General features: G+C 35.8%; 14 protein-coding genes. 9 read left to right on the plus strand and 5 right to left on the minus strand.

Annotation, left to right across the window (positions count from 1 at the left end; genetic code table 11):
* Positions 1-214: 214 nt before the first annotated feature.
* The 6 genes from secDF (at position 215) to dtd (ending at position 10,595) form a co-directional block, all read left to right on the plus strand.
* The gene (gene secDF, locus ABE048_RS09630) at positions 215-2,485 is read left to right on the plus strand and encodes a protein translocase subunit SecDF (protein WP_430310940.1); all 2,271 of its coding nucleotides are present in this window, start codon (positions 215-217) and stop codon (positions 2,483-2,485) included.
* Between the two features lie 302 nt (positions 2,486-2,787).
* Entirely contained in the window at positions 2,788-4,713 is a 1,926-nt protein-coding gene (locus ABE048_RS09635) for a S8 family serine peptidase (protein WP_430310942.1), read from the plus strand.
* Positions 4,714-4,911: 198 nt separating this feature from the next.
* Positions 4,912-7,257: a single-stranded-DNA-specific exonuclease RecJ gene (gene recJ / locus ABE048_RS09640; RefSeq protein ID WP_430310944.1), complete on the plus strand. Its 2,346-nt coding sequence runs from the start codon at positions 4,912-4,914 to the stop codon at positions 7,255-7,257.
* A gap of 2 nt (positions 7,258-7,259) precedes the next feature.
* Complete coding sequence (locus ABE048_RS09645; RefSeq protein WP_430310946.1) at positions 7,260-7,772, plus strand: adenine phosphoribosyltransferase; 513 nt, start codon at positions 7,260-7,262, stop codon at positions 7,770-7,772.
* Positions 7,773-7,943: 171 nt separating this feature from the next.
* Positions 7,944-10,139 (plus strand): RelA/SpoT family protein, encoded by a 2,196-nt coding sequence (locus ABE048_RS09650; protein ID WP_430310947.1) that lies wholly within the window; start codon positions 7,944-7,946, stop codon positions 10,137-10,139.
* Positions 10,140-10,154: 15 nt separating this feature from the next.
* Positions 10,155-10,595 carry a D-aminoacyl-tRNA deacylase gene (gene dtd / locus ABE048_RS09655; protein WP_430310949.1) on the plus strand — a complete coding sequence of 147 codons (441 nt, stop codon included), beginning with the start codon at positions 10,155-10,157 and terminating at the stop codon, positions 10,593-10,595.
* A 727-nt stretch (positions 10,596-11,322) separates the two neighbouring features.
* Here dtd and lpdA read toward each other — a convergent pair.
* Genes lpdA through pdhA form a run of 4 tightly spaced genes read right to left on the minus strand, consistent with a single transcriptional unit; the run spans position 11,323 to position 16,211 of the window.
* Positions 11,323-12,738, minus strand: coding sequence for a dihydrolipoyl dehydrogenase (lpdA, locus tag ABE048_RS09660; protein ID WP_430310950.1), 1,416 nt, complete (start codon positions 12,736-12,738; stop codon positions 11,323-11,325).
* 5 nt (positions 12,739-12,743) lie between these two features.
* Complete coding sequence (locus ABE048_RS09665) at positions 12,744-14,084, minus strand: dihydrolipoamide acetyltransferase family protein (protein WP_430310951.1); 1,341 nt, start codon at positions 14,082-14,084, stop codon at positions 12,744-12,746.
* A gap of 30 nt (positions 14,085-14,114) precedes the next feature.
* The gene (locus tag ABE048_RS09670) at positions 14,115-15,092 is read right to left on the minus strand and encodes an alpha-ketoacid dehydrogenase subunit beta (RefSeq protein ID WP_430310952.1); all 978 of its coding nucleotides are present in this window, start codon (positions 15,090-15,092) and stop codon (positions 14,115-14,117) included.
* 3 nt (positions 15,093-15,095) lie between these two features.
* A complete protein-coding gene (gene pdhA, locus ABE048_RS09675; RefSeq protein ID WP_430310953.1) occupies positions 15,096-16,211 on the minus strand; it encodes a pyruvate dehydrogenase (acetyl-transferring) E1 component subunit alpha in 1,116 nt (371 codons plus the stop codon).
* Between the two features lie 355 nt (positions 16,212-16,566).
* Here pdhA and def point away from each other — a divergent pair, with 355 nt between their 5' ends.
* Positions 16,567-17,121: a peptide deformylase gene (gene def / locus ABE048_RS09680; RefSeq protein WP_430310954.1), complete on the plus strand. Its 555-nt coding sequence runs from the start codon at positions 16,567-16,569 to the stop codon at positions 17,119-17,121.
* Positions 17,122-17,212: 91 nt separating this feature from the next.
* Here def and ABE048_RS09685 read toward each other — a convergent pair whose 3' ends face one another.
* A complete protein-coding gene (locus tag ABE048_RS09685) occupies positions 17,213-17,986 on the minus strand; it encodes a Cof-type HAD-IIB family hydrolase (protein ID WP_430310955.1) in 774 nt (257 codons plus the stop codon).
* A 280-nt stretch (positions 17,987-18,266) separates the two neighbouring features.
* On the opposite strand from ABE048_RS09685, the gene ABE048_RS09690 reads away from it, so the two are divergent.
* Positions 18,267-18,476, plus strand: a complete 210-nt coding sequence (locus tag ABE048_RS09690; protein WP_430310956.1) for a DNA-dependent RNA polymerase subunit epsilon — start codon at positions 18,267-18,269, stop codon at positions 18,474-18,476.
* A gap of 3 nt (positions 18,477-18,479) precedes the next feature.
* A complete protein-coding gene (gene rnjA, locus ABE048_RS09695) occupies positions 18,480-20,147 on the plus strand; it encodes a ribonuclease J1 (protein WP_430310957.1) in 1,668 nt (555 codons plus the stop codon).
* Positions 20,148-20,229: the final 82 nt, after the last annotated feature.

Genomic DNA, 20,229 nt, shown 5'->3' on the forward strand with positions numbered 1-20,229 from the left:
ACAAGAGCGAATCAATAGAATATGAAACACTGATATGGAAGAATTCTACTGCTTCATAAAGACGACTAATGCTCGTAATTGTGAGATAGTTTACTGACTAGGACAACACTTCGATACAAAGTAGTGACAGGACAACTAGTTATCACATCGAACATCAAGAATCGTCTACTGTCATTGAGTAATACTGCGGCATTTGTTTGAGGAGGAAGTTTTAATGAAATTAAAAAGCCGAATCGTCGCGTTTCTAATGATTGTCGTTGTAATTGGCGCATTCATGGGAACGACCGTAAAAGGCGTACTAAGTAACATTAACTTAGGTCTGGATCTACAAGGTGGCTTCGAAGTACTTTATCAAGTTGAACCTTTAAAAGCAGGACAGAAGATTACCGAAAGTGATGTCAAAGCAACAGCTGATGCCATTAGTAGACGTGTCAATGTTCTTGGTGTTAGCGAACCAAGCATCCAAATTGAAAGTGGGAACCGTATCCGTGTTCAATTAGCAGGTGTAACGAATCAAGAATCTGCACGTGATGTCCTTTCAAACCAAGCGAATCTAACTTTCCGTGACGTCAATGACAAAGTGTTATTAGACGGTAATGATTTACAACAAGGCGGAGCAAAAGCATCATTTGACCAACAAGGTCGTCCGATGGTTACACTTAAACTAAAAGACCCTAATAAATTTGGTCAAGTGACGAGCAAAGTTGCAGCAATGGGAACACCAAATAATCTATTAGTTATTTGGTTAGACTTCACTGAAGGCAAAGATTCTTATAAAAAAGAAGTTTTGGAACCAAAACCTAAATTTGTTTCTAACCCACAAGTTACTCAAACTATAAATTCAAAAGATGTTCAAATCACTGGTAACTTTACAGTACAAGAAACAAAAGACTTAGCGGGTATTTTAAATGCTGGTGCTCTTCCAGCAAAACTAACTGAAATGTATTCAACTTCTGTTGGTGCACAATTCGGTGATGCAGCATTAAATAGTACAGTATTTGCTAGTATAGTGGGTGTAGCTTTAATCTTTATCTTCATGATATTGGTTTATCGTTTACCAGGTTTAGTAGCTGATATTACATTAACGATCTTCACATTTATTGTTTTAGTACTATTTGATTGGATCCATGTAGTATTAACTCTACCTGGGATTGCTGCATTAGTACTTGGTATAGGAATGGCGGTAGATGCCAACATCCTTATGTATGAACGTATAAAAGAAGAATTACGTGTAGGGAAATCTGTAAAAGCCGCATTCCATTCGGGCTCTAAATCTTCATTTACAGCGATTTTCGATGCTAACATTACAACATTACTTGCAGCCGGCGTATTATTCGTCTTTGGTACAAGTTCCGTTAAAGGTTTCGCAACAACATTAATCATTTCAATCTTAGTCAGCTTCTTAACCGCTGTTTGGGGTACTCGTATCCTATTAGGATTACTTGTTAATAGTGGTTACTTAGACGGGAAATTCGGATTGTTTGGTGTCAATAAATCTCGCATTCACAAAATTGAAGAAGGTGTTGATACACTTGATTTATCAACTCGCTTCGACCGCTTCGACTTTGTACACAATCGTAAAAAATTCTTTACACTATCAGCTGTCCTAATTATTGCTGGTATGATTGTAGTGGGTATCTTCAAATTGAATCTAGGAGTAGACTTCACAAATGGTTCTCGTGTTGAAGTAACATCAAATCATGCGTTAACAAAAGAAGATGTAAAAACCTATGTTGATAAAATTGGTTTCTCTTCTGATGATATTGTTATTTCTGGAAATAAAAACGATCGAGCAGTCATCCGATATAAAGAAGACTTTTCAAAAGATGAAATCAAGAAGATAAAAACAGAGTTTAATAAAGAATTTGGTCAAACACCTTCAATTAGCACAGTTTCACCAACCATAGGTAAAGAACTTGCAAGAAATGCGATTAAAGCGTTAATATATGCGTCTCTTGGTATCATTATCTATGTTGCCTTCCGTTTTGAATGGCGCATGGGTGTCGGTGCAATCGTTTCATTAATTCATGACGTATTCTTCATGGTTGCGATTTTCAGTCTCTTCCGCATAGAAGTAGATATCACATTCATCGCAGCCGTATTAACAATCGTCGGATATTCAATTAATGATACAATCGTTACATTTGACCGTATTCGCGAGAACTTACACCGCGTTAAGAAAATTAAAGATGCAGACGATTTAGCGCATATTGTCAATAAATCACTTCGTCAAACTCTAGCGCGATCTGTTAATACCGTAATGACTGTAATTGTAGTTGTTGTTGCATTATTGATCTTCGGTGCAAGCTCAATTTCAACCTTCTCAATTGCATTATTAATTGGTTTAATTACAGGTATGTATTCTTCCATTTACATCGCTGCTCAAATCTGGTACGTATTAAAAGTACGTGAAATGAAGAAAAAAGGTAAAGTAGATGTAGGTAAGAAGGAAAGAAAATGGGGTTCAGACGAGCCTGTAGTTTAATATATTCAATTCATAGTAAAAAAATGAAAATCCATTCTAATGGTTTATACCAATAGAATGGATTTTTTTATGCATCTTAACTTAAGAACTAATAAAAGCAGAAATCAAAAGTTCATGAAAACTCCATATGAAAAAATCTAAAAAAATATCAAAATTAACAAAAATTTATGGTAATATTATGGTGAATAAAGTATCATTTGATAAATTATTTCATAAGTTAATAAGAACTATCTTATTAGAAAATAGTTGTGCTTTAATTGGTTTGAAAGTTCTAAATGTAATAAGGATTGGAGTAGTGAACGATGAACTATAGAAAATGGATAACGATATTTTGTACTACTTGTATTGCATCTATAATTTTTCCATTTTTTGCTCATGCAACGAACAATCAATACGATGATGTGATGATTGTATATAAAAACAATGATGGTAAAGAGCAAATTTTAAAGCAGGCTATTAAAATCGAACATACATATGAAAATCTTAAAACAATAGAAGGGACTTTTAGTCGTGAAAGCTTAGATAATTTAAAAAATTTACCGGATATTAAAGTTGTAGAAAAGAATCCAAATGTAATAGAACCATTTAATTCAAGTAGTTCTCAGTTTACTAAGCTTTTGCCTAATTGGAATATAAATTCAATCAAAGTACAAAATGCATGGTCTTTAGGTCTAACAGGTGAAAATGTAAAAGTCGCAGTTATTGATACTGGGGTAGCAGTGAATAATGAACTGTCAGATGTTCAAAGATATTCATTTGTTGATGATGATCCACGTACCCGCATTGACGAAAGTACTCCTTATGATACAGATGGACATGGTACGTTTGTTTCAGGGATTATCTCTGCAGGGATTTCGTCAAGCAAATATTATGACGATATTGCTGGAATTGCACCAGACGTATCCTTATACAGTTTAAAAGTCTTTGAAGAAGATGGTGCAACAATGGAGTCGCTTTTAAAAGCTCTCGATTGGTCTATTAAAAATCATATTGATATTGTTAATATGTCATTAGGTACTCCATACGATGATCCTATACTAAGAAATGCGGTTGAAAAAGCATATAATGCTGGGCTAACATTAGTTGCAGCAGCGGGTAATGACGGTATAGGAAAAGATGTAGAGTATCCTGCGAAATATAATCAAGTGATTGCAGTATCTTCTGTAGATGAAAATAATCAAATTTCCTATTTTTCAAACACTGGGTCAAAAGTAGAGTTTACTGCGCCAGGAAGTGATATCTATTCATTGGGATTAAGAAATAATATTGTTCAAGATTCTGGAACTTCATTTTCAGCACCGCATGTTACTGGGATTTTAGCATTATTAAAACAACAATATCCTGGCTACACAAATGAACAATTACGAAAAATTTTAAGAAATTATACGCTTGATTTAGGTAGTAAAGGAAAAGACTCATATTATGGATATGGATTGGTTAATTATGTTCAAACAACTCCAGAGGATGTCCAAACACTATCAGTAAATGCTATTACAAAGTCTTCAGCAAACATAACTTACACATCCACTGAACATGCGGTCATACCAACAGAAAAATATCATATCTATGTAAATAACCAATTAGTCGCAACTACAAAGAATTTAAGCTATTCCCTTTCAAAATTAAAAGGGGGGACGTCTTATAAAGTATTGGTAGAAGCAGTAAGTAGAGACAATGTTTCAACGCAAGGAAAGGAAATTTTGTTTACAACGCTTCAATCTTCTCCTGAAGAAAAATATATAGAAAATAATACATCTACAATAACAAGTTGGATCAATCTCTTACATAAAGGAAAATCACTAACTTTTAATACTCAATTTGCGCCATTATATTCGATATCTACTGGGTTAACTGCATCACAAAAAGAAACAATTACAAAATATAACAAAAAAATTAACCTCGTAACAATTTCACCAACATCAACATCTAACTATATAAAGGCAACAAACTTGAAAAATATGAAGAAAATAAAATCAACAACCATTACATTTGGTACACCGATTAATCCGTCAACGCTAAATTCTAGCAACGTATATGTATATAGTGGAGGTAAAAAAATATCAGGATTTGCTCTAAAGAAAGATTCAAAAGGTAAAACTATCAAACTTACTTCAACAAAAGAGTTGGCAAAAGGAAACTATACGATTTTCATAAACAATAAAGGCTTAAAAACATCTAAAGGAAAAGCCTTTACAAAACCGATTGCAATTGAATTTTCAGTGAAATAGATAAGTAATGACCACAGTTAAGTTAGATATAAACTGTGGTTTTTTCAATTTTGATAGGGAAGTAGAGCGAACGTTAAACTGGCCAAGTCAATCAAAAGATGCTCCGTACTAATTTTTGTGTACAAAGAGAACAATAGTATTCTACTTTCAAAGTACTACATATATTTTGTATAATGAATCTTATGAGGAAGTGAAAAAATGACAGCGACTGAAAAAAGATGGCGAATTAATCGCCCTGATGAACAACTTGTGAAAGAACTGCAAGACGAACTAAAAATTTCATCAATCTCAGCTAAAATCTTAGTAGCACGCGGTTTCACTACAGTGGAAGCAGCTCGTGCTTTTTTAATGATTGACGAAAATGCAATTCATGACCCATTCGAACTGCATGGCATGAAGGAAGCTGTTGAACGAATAAATAAAGCAATTGAAAGCAATGAAAAAGTATTAATATACGGTGATTATGATGCCGATGGAATTACCAGTACAACCGTAATGAAAACTGTTCTTCAAGACCTTGGTGCAAATGTATCACACATGATCCCAAATCGTTTCACAGATGGATATGGACCAAGTGAACGACTATTTAGAAAAGCATTTGAAGAAGGCTATCAACTTATAATTACAGTTGATAATGGTATAGCCGGAAATCATGAGATACAAGTTGCCAAAGATTTAGGTATGGATGTCATCGTAACGGATCACCACGAGCCAGGCGAAACATTACCTCCTGCAGATGTAATTATTCATCCAAGACATCCAGATGGCCATTATCCATTTGGTGAACTGGCAGGAGTTGGAGTTGCTTTTAAAGTAGCTCATGCATTGTATGGTAAATTTCCAAAACATCTTGTAGAAATAGTAGCTATTGGAACAATTGCAGATTTGGTGCCACTATTAGATGAAAATCGATATCTAGTTAAAGCAGGAATTGAAGCATTACAATGTTCTAAAAGACCTGCAATCAAAGCATTATGTAAAGTATCTGGCGTAAATCAACTAGAAATAAATGAAGAGACGATAGGATTTAGTTTCGGACCAAGATTAAATGCTCTTGGAAGACTTGGAGATGCAGCACCTGGAGTTGACTTCTTAATGTCTCAAGATGAGGTCGAAGCTACTACCATGGCGAACTACTTAAACGAACAAAATAAAGAACGCCAAGCAATCGTGACAGAAATTACAGAGCAAGCAATAGCAATGGTAGAAAATGATGATGAAATTGGCAACTCACAAATATTAGTCATTGCAGAAGAGGGATGGAATCCAGGAGTAGTGGGAATTGTCGCATCTAGACTTGTAGAAAAGTATTATCGTCCAACAATCATCTTATCTATTGATGTAGAAAAAGGTATCGCAAAAGGTTCAGCTCGTAGCATTGAAGGCTTCCATATGTATAAGGAACTCTCAAAAAATAGAGAGATTTTACCTGCATTTGGTGGTCACCCAATGGCTGCAGGAATGACACTTGCGATGGAAGATGTCGATGAATTACGTGTGCGATTAGATAAACAAGCAAGAGAATGTTTAACAAAGGAAGATCTAATCCCTGTTTTAGAAGTTGATATACCACTTACTTTAGATGAAATTAATGTCAATACGATTGAAGACGTACGTACATTAGCTCCATTTGGAATAAGTTTCGCAAAACCTATGTATACGATAGAAGATGCCTCCATTCAATCTATGCGCAAAATTGGTGCAAATGAGGATCATATTAAACTACAAATAGTTTCAAATAATCAAGAACTTGATGCAGTAGGCTTTCATAAAGGCTTTTTAGTAGATGAGTTAACTTATGGAATTAAGATTTCCTTTGCTGGAGATCTTCAAATCAATGAATGGAACGGTCGTAAAAAACCACAACTTATGCTACAAGATGTCAGAACAGATGAATGGCAACTATTTGATCTAAGAGGTATTCGGCAAGTTGCACGATGGCTACAAACTATTCCACTTGAAGAAGTAACTTTCATTGCTTTTAGCGACTCAACTATCAGCTATTATGAATCTCTTATTCCAAAAAAAATTCAAAGCTATTCGGAAAATATTTCAAGTGAAAATTGTCGCCCATATGTTGTATTATTAGATTTGCCACAAAATGTTCAAATGTTGGAATCTTTATTAACAAGCATAAAACCAACTCGTGTTTATGCACACTTTTATATTCCTGATTCTCATTATTTCGATGGAATGCCTACACGAGAGCAGTTTGCATGGTATTATTCATTTTTAAGAAAAAGACAGAGTTTTCACCTGCGCCAACATTTAACTGATTTAGCAAAACATAAAGGCTGGAGCCGTGAGATGCTTATTTTCATGACACAGGTGTTTTTTGAACTTGGATTTGTTACAATAGAAAATGGACTCGCGAAAATTGTAGATAATCCACCGAAAAAAGACTTAACAAGCGCGAAAATCTATCAAGAACGCTCGCAACAAATGGATTTAGAACAAACCCTATTGTATGCGCCATATAAGGATTTAAGAGAGTGGTTTGACCTCCGTTTAAATGGTCAAGAAGTTTCTGAGGAGGAACAATAATAATGGATTTAAAACAATATGTAACAATCGTAGAAGATTGGCCTAAAAAAGGCATTTCTTTTAAAGATATTACAACAATTATGGATAACGGTAAAGCCTATAAATATGCAACAGACCAAATCGTTGAATACGCTAAAAAAGTTGGTGCTGAATTAATCGTAGGACCAGAAGCTCGCGGTTTCATCACAGGATGCCCAGTAGCTTATGCGCTTGAAATTGGTTTTGCTCCAGTACGTAAACCAGGTAAGTTACCACGTGAAGTAGTTTCTGCTGACTACGGTCTTGAATATGGTAAAGATACATTAACAATGCACAAAGATGCTGTGAAGCCAGGACAAAAAGTATTAATCGTTGATGATTTACTTGCCACTGGTGGTACAGTTGATGCTGCCATTCGTTTAATTGAACAACTAGGCGGAGAAGTAGTAGGTTGTGCGTTCTTAATCGAACTTGAAGAGTTACATGGCCGTGATAAAATCGAAGGTTATGATGTCTTCACTTTAATGAAATACTAGTCATTCTTATTGGACAAATAATGGAAGCCCTCATGGCATTAGCCTGAGGGTTTGCGTAATTTGTCGAATTATCTATTTTTTTCAGGGAAATAGCCTTTACAAATAGGCTGTTTTTTTAATACAATTAAATTTATACCTAATCAGAAAAATTATGAAATAGGGTGGGCTAACATGGCGAAAGATCAAGTGATGACAGTAGAAGAAGTTTTCGCAATACTTACATCATATATGAATGACGAACACGTCGAATTTGTAAAAAAAGCATATGAACTTGCTAAAGACGCACATAAAGAGCAGTTCAGAAGTTCAGGAGAGCCATATATTTTACATCCTGTACAAGTTGCAGGTATATTAGCAGATCTACAAATGGACCCGGAAACTGTTGCAGCAGGTTTTTTACATGATGTAGTTGAAGATACCCATGTCACACGCGAAGACCTTGTTGAACAATTTAGTGAAGAAGTTGCAATGCTTGTAGATGGTGTTACCAAATTGGGTAAAATTAAATATAAATCGAAAGCAGAACAACAGGCTGAAAATCATCGTAAAATGTTCGTTGCAATGGCGCAGGATATCCGTGTCATTCTGATCAAATTAGCAGACAGATTACATAACATGAGAACACTGAAACATTTGCCTGTTGAAAAACAACGTCGCATCTCTAAAGAAACACTTGAAATTTTTGCTCCGTTGGCACACCGTTTAGGAATTTCAGCTATTAAATGGGAATTGGAAGATACTGCACTACGTTATTTAAATCCACAGCAATATTATCGTATCGTTAACTTGATGAAGAGAAAACGTGTAGAACGTGAAGATTATTTAAAGTCAGTAATGGATGAAATAAAACTTCAACTTAATGATATTCATATTAATGCAGAATTATCTGGTCGTCCGAAGCATATATATAGCATTTATCGGAAAATGGTTTTGCAAAACAAGCAATTCAATGAAATTTACGACTTATTAGCTGTTCGAGTAATAGTAGATAGTATCAAAGATTGCTACGCAGTGCTAGGTATTGTTCATACACTTTGGAAACCTATGCCTGGTCGATTCAAAGATTATATTGCGATGCCGAAACAAAATTTATATCAATCTCTTCATACTACTGTAATAGGACCATATGGGGATCCTTTAGAAGTTCAAATACGTACGAAGGAAATGCATAAAATTGCAGAATTCGGGGTTGCCGCTCACTGGGCCTATAAAGAAGGCAAGAGTATTGATACAAACAAATCAAATATTGACAATAAGTTAACGTGGTTCCGTGAAATTTTAGAATTCCAAAACGAATCTTCTAATGCTGAAGAATTCATGGAATCTTTGAAATTTGATTTATTCTCGGATATGGTTTACGTATTTTCACCTAAAGGCGATGTTATTGAGTTACCGTCTGGTTCTGTTCCGATTGACTTTGCTTATCGTGTTCACTCAGAAATAGGGAATAGAACGATTGGCGCAAAAGTAAACGGTAAGATGGTACCGTTAGATACACCTTTAAAAACAGGTGATATTGTAGAAATCATGACTTCTAAACAATCATTTGGCCCCAGCCGAGATTGGTTGAATATTGCGCAATCATCACAAGCAAAACATAAAATTAAACAATTCTTTAAAAAGCAATTACGTGATGACAATGTGAACAAAGGCCGTGAAATGATTGAAAAAGAAATCATAGAACAAGGCTTTGATCCAAAAGAAATTTTAACGCCTGAAAACTTTAAAAGGGTATGCGAAAAATTAAACTATGCAAATGAGGAAGATTTAGTTGCAGCGGTAGGCTTTAACGGAATGACTGCATTACAAGTAGTCAACCGCCTAGCAGAACGTGTAAGAAAACAACGAAATCAAGAAGAAGTCATAGAAAAAATTACAAAAGAGATGAAAACTCCTCAAAAAGAAAAAGTAACAGAAACAGGAGTTGTCGTTAAAGGGTTAGAAAATTTATTAATCCGTTTATCTCGTTGTTGTAACCCTGTACCAGGTGACGAAATTGTTGGTTTTATCACAAAAGGTCGAGGTGTTTCTGTTCACCGTGCAGATTGCTCTAATATTCAAACATCAGAAGAACAAGAACGATTAATTGATGTTGAATGGGGACAAAATTTAGAACAACAACAAAAACTATTTAATGTAGATATCGAAATCTCAGGCTTTGATCGAGTTGGTTTGCTAAATGAAGTAATACAAGTAGTTACAGAAACAAAAACGTCGATTGGCGGAATAAGTGCCCGCACAGACCGAGATAAGATTGCTACTATTAATTTAACATTGCAAATACGTGATATTCACCACTTATATAAAGTGGTAGATCGAGTTAAACAAATTCCCGATATCTATTCAGTACAACGTGTAATGCATTAAGATAGGAGATTTAGCATGAAAGTAGTCTTACAACGAAGCAAAGAAGCATCTGTTACAGTAGATGGTAAAGTGACAGGTAAGATTGAACAAGGTTATGTTTTATTAGTTGGAATTACACATGGTGATACAAAGGATGACGCAGATTATATTGCAAAAAAAATTGCGAAAATGCGTATTTGGGAAGATGAGAATGGCAAGATGAATCACTCTATTAAAGAGCATGGTGGAGCAATATTATCAGTTTCTCAATTCACTTTGTATGCCGATACTAAAAAAGGGAATCGACCTAGCTTTACTGATGCTGCTCGTCCTGAAGAAGCTTATGGCTTATGGGAATACTTTAATAGTACACTTTGTGCACTTGGATTACATGTTGAAACTGGAGTGTTTGGTGCGATGATGGATGTAAAGCTAGTCAATGACGGACCAGTTACAATACTAATTGAATCAAAATAATATAAAGAATCCCTGATCATTAATGGATCAGGGATATTTTTTGATTTAATAACGGGTTGTCCAAAAAGTGAAAAAGAGTGTAATTCATCATTAGATTGAATAGTACCTTTTGTGATTCTCATTTGTTGATTTCCGGTACAGACGGTCGCTTTCCATGGGTGTGGGTTAAGCTTCTTCTTTCGCTTAGCTGAAGGCACTGAAAAAGTAAAAAAGATGAAAGTTTATAATAAAAATCTTGTATAGCTATCCTGGTTGATGTGGAATTAGCGAAGACTCCTGCGGGAAAGCGAGACAGGTGAGACCCCGCAGTGCAATTAAGGAACGGAGTCTAAGAACGCCACGTCCTGTGGCAACGACTCCGTGACCAACATCCTGTTGCCCCGAGGCTAATCGCTCGCCCGCGGAAAGCGAAGCTAATTCCACATCATGCAGAAATCAGTTTAATACTATTAGTACCCTTACTACGTTCCTACGGGGCTTTCAGCTCAAGCTTTTCCCATAGGACTTTGAATAAACCTCACTGAATGAACATCGCACGAAGGAAATCAAATGCATTTTCGAGGACTCGTCATCGAAAGCTTTGTAATGAACAAAATTGGATATCATAAAATGTCCGTATAGTTTATATGAATTTTGCACAATGAAATCGATTCAAATTTAATATTTTTTTCATAAAAAAACCCCTTAAGATACTGTTATGTATCTTAAGAGGTGTTTTTGTCTTCAATTATTTTTTAGCAATAATGTGAATTGGGTTACCAAGTGCTACTTCAGCAGTTTCCATTGTAATTTCACCTAAAGTTGGGTGAGCATGAATTGTCATTGCTACATCTTCAAGTGTCATACCTGCTTCGATTGCTAATCCTAATTCAGCGATCATATCAGATGCACCAGCACCGATAATTTGACCACCAATTAGTAAGCCATCTTCTTTACGAGCAACAAGTTTTACGAAACCTTCTGTTTCGTTCAATGCTAATGCACGACCATTTGCAGCAAATGGGAATTTACCAGTAGTTACTTCAAAGCCTTCTTCTTTAGCTTGATCTTCTGATAAACCTACAGTAGCCATTTCAGGATCTGTGAAGCAAACAGCAGGAATTGCAAGATAATCAACAATTGATTTTTCTCCAGCGATTGCTTCAGCAGCTACTTTACCTTCGTATGAAGCTTTATGCGCTAGTTGTGGTCCAGCAACGATATCACCGATAGCATAAATATTTGGTACGCTTGTGCGACATTGTTTGTCAACTTTTAAAAGTCCACGTTCAGCAAATTCAATACCAACTGCTTCCAAGCCCATTTCATCCGTATTTGGACGACGACCTACAGTTACTAAGACGTAATCTGCTTCTACAGCTTTTGCTTCACCATTTACTTCATATTTTACTGTTACACTTGATTCAGTTTCTTCAACACCTTGTGCTAAAGCGCCTGTTTCAATTGTAACACCTTTTTTCTTAAGACCTTTTTTAACGATAGCTGTCATTTGTTTTTCAAAGCCAGCAAGGATATCTTTTCCACCTTCAAGGATTGTTACTTGAGAACCTAAGTTAGCATAAGCAGAACCAAGTTCAGTACCGATGTATCCGCCACCAATAACAACAAGTTTTTCAGGTACTTCTTGTAATGAAAGTGCGCCTGTTGAATTTAACACACGATTTGAAAATTTGAATGTTGGAATTTCAACTGGACGAGAACCTGTTGCAATAATTGCATTTTTGAATGTGTAAGTTTGAGCTGAGTTTTCAGTAATCACTCGTAATGAGTTCGCATCTTGGAAATAAGCTTCACCTTTTACAACTTCAATATTGTTGCCTTTTAATAAACCAGCAACACCGCCAGTTAATTTTTTAACAACAGAATCTTTGAATTCTTGTGCTTTTTTGAAATCTAGTTTCACTTCTGGAACAATTACACCCATATCTTCTGAATGTTTAGCTTGTTCAAAGCGGTGACCTACAGAGATTAAAGCTTTTGATGGGATACAACCTACGTTTAAGCATACGCCACCTACGTTTTCACGTTCAACAACTGTAACTTTTTGTCCAAGTTGTGCTGCACGAATTGCTGCTACATATCCACCAGGACCAGCACCGATGACAATTGTATCTGTTTCGATTGGAAAATCTCCTACTACCATTTTTATTACGCCTCCATTAATAATAGTTCCGGCTCACTTAACAAACGTTTAATATTATTTAACGCATGTTGAGCAGTCGCACCATCGATCATTCTATGATCAAAGCTCAATGATAATGCTAACACAGGTGCGGCTATAATTTCACCATTTTTTATTACAGGTTTTTCTGAAATTCGACCAATTCCCAAAATTGCTACTTCAGGATGGTTTATTACTGGAGTAAACCATTGCCCACCTGCTGAGCCGATATTTGTGATAGAGCAAGATGCACCTTTCATTTCGTTAGGTGCTAATTTACCTTCACGAGCTTTTGTTGCTAATTGGTTTATTTCATCTGATACTGCAAATACAGATTTGCGATCAGCATGTTTAATAACTGGAACTAGAAGACCTTTATCAGTATCAGCTGCAATACCAATATTATAATAATGTTTTTGAATAATTTCTTGTGTTTCGTCATCCAAAGAACGGTTAAATTCTGGGAAATCACGCAAAGTACTTACTAATGCTTTTACTACATAAGGTAAGTATGTTAATTTAATACCTTTTTCAGCTGCGATTTCTTTGAATTTTTTGCGATGTGCAACTAATTCTGTAACATCCACTTCATCCATTAATGTAACATGTGGAGCAGTTTGTTTAGAATGAACCATTGCTTTTGCAATAGCACGACGCATACCAGACATTTTTTCACGAGTTTCTGGGAATTCACCTTCAAGCTCAACTGATGCAGCTTTTGCAACTTCTTGAACAGGTGATTCTTCAACTGAAGTAGGTATTTCTACTTCTTGAGTAGCTTGTTTTGCACCACCATTTTTAAATGCTTCAATATCTTCTTTTAAGATACGACCATTTTTCCCTGAACCTGCCACTTCTTTAATATCAATCCCGTTTTCACGAGCAAATTTTCGTACAGATGGCATAGCAATAATACGCGCTTTTGAATCAACCTCTGCTGTTTCTGCTACAGGTGTTGGTGTTTCTTGTTTTTCAACAGGCGCTTTTTGTACTTCTTTGCCATCTTCAGCTGTTGCTTGAACTTGTGCTTCTGTTTCAGATACTTGTTCTTCATCTTCCTTATGTCCATGTAGTTCAAGATCTTCATATCCAGGTGCATCAATTTCTAAAAGGACTGTACCAACAGTTGTTAATGTTCCTTCTTCAACAAGTACTTTTTCAATTGTTCCTTCAACTGGAGACGGAATTTCAACGACTGCTTTGTCGTTTTGAACTTCTGCTAATATTGTATCTTCTTCGATTTTATCGCCTGGTTTAATGAACCATTTTACGATTTCCCCTTCATGGATTCCTTCACCAATATCGGGTAAGCGGAATTTATAAGCCATTTCAGTCACCTCTCCTTTGTGGTAGTAAAATTAAAACTCTAAAACTTTTTTAGCTGTTGCAATGACGTCTTTTGAGTTTGGTAACCACACAGCCTCTGCTTGTGGGAACGGATATACAGTATCTGGTGCTGTTACTCGAAGAACTGGAGCTTCAAGACTTAAAATAGCACGCTCTGTAATTTCACTCACTACATTTGCTGCAATACCAGCTTGTTTTTGAGCTTCTTGTACAACGATTGCACGCCCTGTTTTCTCAACAGATGCAATGATTGTTTCAATATCTAAAGGTTGAATTGTTCGTAAATCTACTACTTCTACTGAATAGTTTTCTTTTTCTAATGCTTCAGCTGCCTTTAATGATTCATGTACCATTGCACCGTAAGCAAAAATAGAAAGATCTTTACCTTCACGTTTTACATCCGCTTTACCAAGAGGAATTGTGTAAGATTCTTCTGGTACCTCTTCACGGAATGAACGATAAAGTTTTAAATGTTCTAAAAATACGACTGGATCATTATCACGAATAGATGAAATTAAAAGACCTTTTGCATCATAAGGTGTTGATGGAACAACTACTTTCAAACCTGGTTGTGATGCTACTAAACCCTCTAAACTATCTGAGTGCATTTCAGGTGTATGTACACCTCCGCCAAATGGTGAGCGGATTGTTACAGGTGCTCCCAGACTCCCGCCTGAACGATATCGCATACGTGCTAATTGTCCACTAATTGAATCCATTACTTCATATACGAAGCCGAAGAATTGAATTTCAGGAACTGGGCGGAATCCTTGAAGTGCAAGACCAATAGCAAGGCCGCCGATGCCGGATTCAGCAAGAGGTGTATCGAATACACGATCCTCACCAAATTCTTTTTGAAGACCTTCAGTAGCGCGGAAAACCCCTCCGTTCACACCCACGTCTTCACCGAATACTAGCACGTTTTCGTCATCTTTTAATTCACAACGAAGTGCGTCTGTAATTGCTTGAATCATTGTCATTTGTGCCATCGGTTACTTCGACTCCTTTTCTACGAAGATTTCATATTGTTCTTTTAAGTTATATGGTAATTCGCCATCATGCATATTACGGATAAGATCAGTCACTTTTTGTTTTGGTGCTTCATCCGCTTTTTTTATAGCAGCTTTAATTTCTTCTTTCGCATTTGCGATGACTTCAGCTTCTTTTGCTTCGCTCCATAAACCTTTAGCTTCTAGGAATTTACGGAAACGAACGATTGGATCTTTCTTTTCCCATTCTGAATCTGTTTCTGAAGTACGGTAACGTGTTGGGTCATCACCAGCCATTGTATGTGGACCATAACGGTAACATACTGTTTCAATTAATGATGGTCCTTCACCTGCTGTTGCACGTTTTCTTGCGTCACGTGTTGCAACATAAACTGCTAATGGATCCATACCATCTACTTGAATACTTGGAATACCTGCTGCAATCCCTTTTTGAGCAATTGTTGATGCAGATGTTTGCAATTCACGTGGTGTCGAAATTGCATATTGGTTATTTTGTACAATGAAAATAGCTGGTGATTTGAAAGCACCTGCAAAGTTAATACCTTCATAGAAGTCACCTTGTGATGAACCACCATCACCTGTATATGTTACGGCAACAGCTTTTTTGCCGCGTTTTTGAATACCTAGGGCAACACCTGCAGCTTGAACATATTGAGCACCAATAATGATTTGTGGTGAAAGTACATTCACATCTTCAGGAATTTGACCACCAACAAAATGTCCTCTTGACCATAAGAATGCTTTCCATAGAGGAAGACCATGCCATACAATTTGAGGTACATCGCGGTAACCAGGTAGAATATAATCTTCTTTTTCAAGAGCAAAATGTGAAGCAATTTGTGATGCTTCTTGTCCAGCAGTTGGAGCATAGAATCCCAGACGACCTTGACGATTTAATGAGATTGAACGTTGATCTAAAATACGTGTAAAGACCATACGGCTCATAAGTTCTACTAATTCTTCGTCAGATAACTGTAGATCTGCCCCCTTGTTTACGATTTCCCCTTCTTCATTTAAAATTTGGAACATTTCAAATTTCTCTTCGATCTCGTGTAAATTAGCTACCGGATCGAATTGTTGAGCTTGTTTAGAAGCCATGTTATTACATCTCCTTTGTTTCTGTATTATAACCTTTTGCAAAATTATTAATACACCAACTAATAAATATCAGTATACTGAATAATTTTTCATTGGTCAATCCTAGTATTAATGATAATTAAATTATGTGCACCCTTAACTTTTTTAAACACTGTATTACATTTCCACGGCACCCTGTATTATAAAACAGTTTTATTTTCGCGCTCTTTACTAACACAGTTTCACCACTTCAAAATTATTGCCTGTTCTCTCGTTTCTAAAACATTCTTTTCGTGTTATTCGCTTCTTTTCGTTGAATGAATAGTTTTGTACGCTATAATGAATTAGGAACTTTTTTTTGAAAGGAAGAGTAACAATGATTTTAATGCAAGATATTATACGAGATGGTCATCCAACTTTACGAGCAGTTGCAAAAGAAATGACTTTTCCTCTAACAATAGAAGAAAAAAAACTTGGCGAGGATTTACTTCAATTTTTAATTAATAGTCAAGACCCTGAAATTGCAGATCAACATGAATTACGTTCAGGTATCGGTATTGCAGCACCTCAGGTTAATGTTTCTAAAAGAATGTTTGCATTACATTTACCTGATAGTAAAGGTAAACAAATTAGTATGGTGGTTATCAATCCAAAAATTGTTAGCCACTCAGTTGAGGGTTCTTATGTATCCGTTGGTGAAGGTTGCCTATCTGTAGATCGTGATGTACCTGGTTATGTACCACGTCATGCGCGTATTACAGTAAAATTCAATACTCTTGATGGTGAAGAACAGAAAATGCGACTAAAAGATCTACCTGCTATTGCATTTCAACATGAATTAGACCATCTAAACGGAATTATGTTCTACGATCATATAAATAAAGAGAATCCATTCGCAGAAATCCCTAATTCTAGTCCTTTAGAAGATTAAAAAAAGCTGTTAAATCCATCATTCAAATATGGATTTAACAGCTTTTCTATTCTTTTTGTATTTTAGTCTTATTACTAAAAGTGATGGTTAACTAACATAACCCTAATTTCTTCATAGCTTTTGATAAGCCATCATGATCAACATGATCTGCTACAAATGTAGCTACCTCTTTTGCCTTTTCATGTCCATTTCCCATAGCCACACTTGTTCCTACAGCTTTTAACATTTCAATATCATTAAGACCATCACCAAAAGCAATTGCATCTTCCATGTTAAATTCCGTATGATTTAAAAATTGTTCTATTCCGTAAGCTTTAGATACATCATGATTAATAACATCAACAGAATATTTATGCCAGCGGATTAGTTTTAGCTCCGGATATAATGTCGCGTATCGTCTTTCATCTTCTTCATCAATATATAACAAGATCTGATACGTATCAGAGTGCTTATAATACTCTTCATCAACTTCTGGCATCGGGTAAAATAGTGAATCCATACTCACTCTTACTTTTTGGTTTTCTTCTAATGCTGATGTCATTTTTTTATTGTCCAAGTATACAATTGGACTATTTTCATTTGTTGCTTGAGCTACTAATCTCTCTATTGTATCGATTGGAATAGGACGTTTAGAAATAACACGTCCTTGATAAACAACGTATTGTCCATTAAAACTAATATATGAGTTTAAACCAAGTTCATCTAATACAGGCTTTAAAAAGAAAGGTGAACGACCAGTAGCAATAGCCACCTCATGCCCATTTTCTTTTGCCTTTTGAATAGCATCATAAGTTGCTTTTGGAAGTTTCTTTTCTGAATTATAGAGAGTTCCATCAATGTCAAAAAACAAAATTTTTTTCTTCATAGCTTTTACAACAACCTTCCTTCATTAAATTTGCTGTTAAGTAAATCATCTTTACATTTAATGGGATATTTAGTATACTAACTTTAAGGAGTGATACGCCATGTTTAAACGTCTTAAAAAACAACTGTTAAAAAGGCTTCGTGGCTTACTCGAGAAAAAATCGATCGCTTAAAGTTACTTTGCCCTTCATATTTTGAAGGGCTTTTCTTTATTTTAGTTTACCTACATGATAATATAAAGGAAATGAAATTATTTTGAACGTGTTAAAGGAGAGCAAAAAATGATTTACAAAATTTATTACCAAGAAAATGCGCTTGAAGTACCAGTTCGCGAAAATACTAAAAGCTTATACCTTGAAGCAGAGGAAGTACGTGAAGTCCGTGAAAAACTTCAAGGCCGTGGTTACAACATCGAATTTATTCAATTGCTTGAAGGAAACTATTTAGAATACGAACAAGCAAGCGAACATTATAAGTTGGAGAAATTCTAATTAATGAAGTTTGTCAAAAATGACCAAACTGCGATTTTCGCACTCGGCGGACTGGGCGAAATCGGTAAAAATACGTATGCAGTTCAATTCCAAGATGAAATTATTTTAATTGATGCTGGTATTAAATTCCCTGAAGATGATCTTCTCGGAATCGATTATGTAATCCCTGATTACACTTATCTTGTAAGAAATGTCGATAAAATTAAAGGTCTATTTATAACTCATGGCCATGAAGACCATATTGGTGGTATTCCATATTTACTTCGCCAAATTAACATACCTGTTTACGGAGGTAAATTGGCTCTTGGATTATTACGTAACAAATTGGACGAGCATGGCTTACTACGTCAAACGAAACTCATCGAAATCAGCGAAGATGATGTGATTAAATTCCGTAAAACATCTGTTAGCTTTTTTAGAACAACACACAGTATACCGGATGCATACGGCATTGTTGTAAAAACACCTCCTGGTAATATTGTGCATACTGGAGACTTCAAATTTGACTTCACTCCAGTCGGGGAACCAGCTAACTTAACTAAAATGGCTGAAATTGGTCGTGATGGTGTTCTATGTTTATTATCAGATAGCACAAATGCTGAGCGTCCTGAGTTTACAATGTCTGAACGTAAGGTTGGGGAAAGTATCGAGGACATTCTACGAAAAGTCGAATCTCGTATTATTTTCGCAACATTTGCATCTAATATTCATCGATTAAAACAAGTTACAGATGCTGCTGTAAAACACGGCCGTAAAGTAGCTGTTTTTGGTCGAAGTATGGATAATGCAATCAATATCGGTCGCGAATTAGGATATATTACTGCACCTAAAGAAACATTCGTTGATGCCCAAACTTTAAATCGATTACCTGCAAACGAAGTTATGATTTTATGTACTGGTAGCCAAGGTGAACCGATGGCAGCACTTTCACGTATCGCTAATGGAACACATCGTCAAATTCAAATTCAACCTGGTGATACTGTTGTATTCTCATCTTCACCAATCCCGGGTAATACAATTAGTGTGAACAAAACCATTAACTTGTTATATCGTGCAGGAGCAGAAGTTATTCACGGTTCATTAAATAACATTCATACTTCTGGCCATGGTTCACAACAGGAGCAAAAGTTAATGTTGCGACTAATCAAACCAAAATTCTTTATGCCAATCCATGGTGAATATCGTATGTTACGTATGCATGCAGGGTTAGCAGAAGATTGTGATGTCGATCCTGATAATACTTTCATCATGGAAAACGGTGAAGTACTTGCTCTAAGTTCTAATGAAGCACATGTTGCTGGTCGTATCCCTTCAGGTTCTGTATATATTGATGGTAACGGCATAGGAGATATCGGTAATATCGTATTGCGTGATCGCCGTATCCTATCAGAGGAAGGTCTTGTCATCGTTGTTGTAAGCGTAGATATTGAACAACAAAAAATGGTTGCAGGTCCAGATATTATCTCACGCGGATTCGTTTATATGCGTGAATCAGGAATGATGATTAACGAAGCACAGCAAATGTTAAATAAACATTTGCAACAAACATTGCAAGATAAGACACCTCAATGGTCTGAATTGAAAAACGAAATCACTGATGTATTAGGACCATACTTATTCGAAAAAACAAAACGACGTCCAATGATATTACCAATCATAATGGAAGTATAATAGAAATACGCTTTTTTAAAATTTTACATTTAGCTTCATCAAACAAGCATATTAAAAATCCCCAACATACCTATGTTGGGGA

The sequence above is a fragment of the Rummeliibacillus pycnus genome (genome assembly GCF_050459865.1).
GTDB lineage: Bacteria > Bacillota > Bacilli > Bacillales_A > Planococcaceae > Rummeliibacillus > Rummeliibacillus pycnus_B.

Excerpts from the sequence above, each read along its gene's own strand:
- ABE048_RS09690 (WP_430310956.1), top strand. The coding sequence starts at position 18,267 with ATGATTTACAAAATTTATTACCAAGAAAATGCGCTTGAAGTACCAGTT.
- recJ (WP_430310944.1), top strand. The coding sequence starts at position 4,912 with ATGACAGCGACTGAAAAAAGATGGCGAATTAATCGCCCTGATGAACAA.
- ABE048_RS09650 (WP_430310947.1), top strand. The coding sequence starts at position 7,944 with ATGGCGAAAGATCAAGTGATGACAGTAGAAGAAGTTTTCGCAATACTT.
- pdhA (WP_430310953.1), bottom strand. The coding sequence starts at position 16,211 with ATGGCTTCTAAACAAGCTCAACAATTCGATCCGGTAGCTAATTTACAC.
- ABE048_RS09645 (WP_430310946.1), top strand. The coding sequence starts at position 7,260 with ATGGATTTAAAACAATATGTAACAATCGTAGAAGATTGGCCTAAAAAA.
- def (WP_430310954.1), top strand. The coding sequence starts at position 16,567 with ATGATTTTAATGCAAGATATTATACGAGATGGTCATCCAACTTTACGA.
- ABE048_RS09635 (WP_430310942.1), top strand. The coding sequence starts at position 2,788 with ATGAACTATAGAAAATGGATAACGATATTTTGTACTACTTGTATTGCA.
- dtd (WP_430310949.1), top strand. The coding sequence starts at position 10,155 with ATGAAAGTAGTCTTACAACGAAGCAAAGAAGCATCTGTTACAGTAGAT.
- ABE048_RS09670 (WP_430310952.1), bottom strand. The coding sequence starts at position 15,092 with ATGGCACAAATGACAATGATTCAAGCAATTACAGACGCACTTCGTTGT.
- ABE048_RS09685 (WP_430310955.1), bottom strand. The coding sequence starts at position 17,986 with ATGAAGAAAAAAATTTTGTTTTTTGACATTGATGGAACTCTCTATAAT.
- rnjA (WP_430310957.1), top strand. The coding sequence starts at position 18,480 with ATGAAGTTTGTCAAAAATGACCAAACTGCGATTTTCGCACTCGGCGGA.
- lpdA (WP_430310950.1), bottom strand. The coding sequence starts at position 12,738 with ATGGTAGTAGGAGATTTTCCAATCGAAACAGATACAATTGTCATCGGT.
- secDF (WP_430310940.1), top strand. The coding sequence starts at position 215 with ATGAAATTAAAAAGCCGAATCGTCGCGTTTCTAATGATTGTCGTTGTA.
- ABE048_RS09665 (WP_430310951.1), bottom strand. The coding sequence starts at position 14,084 with ATGGCTTATAAATTCCGCTTACCCGATATTGGTGAAGGAATCCATGAA.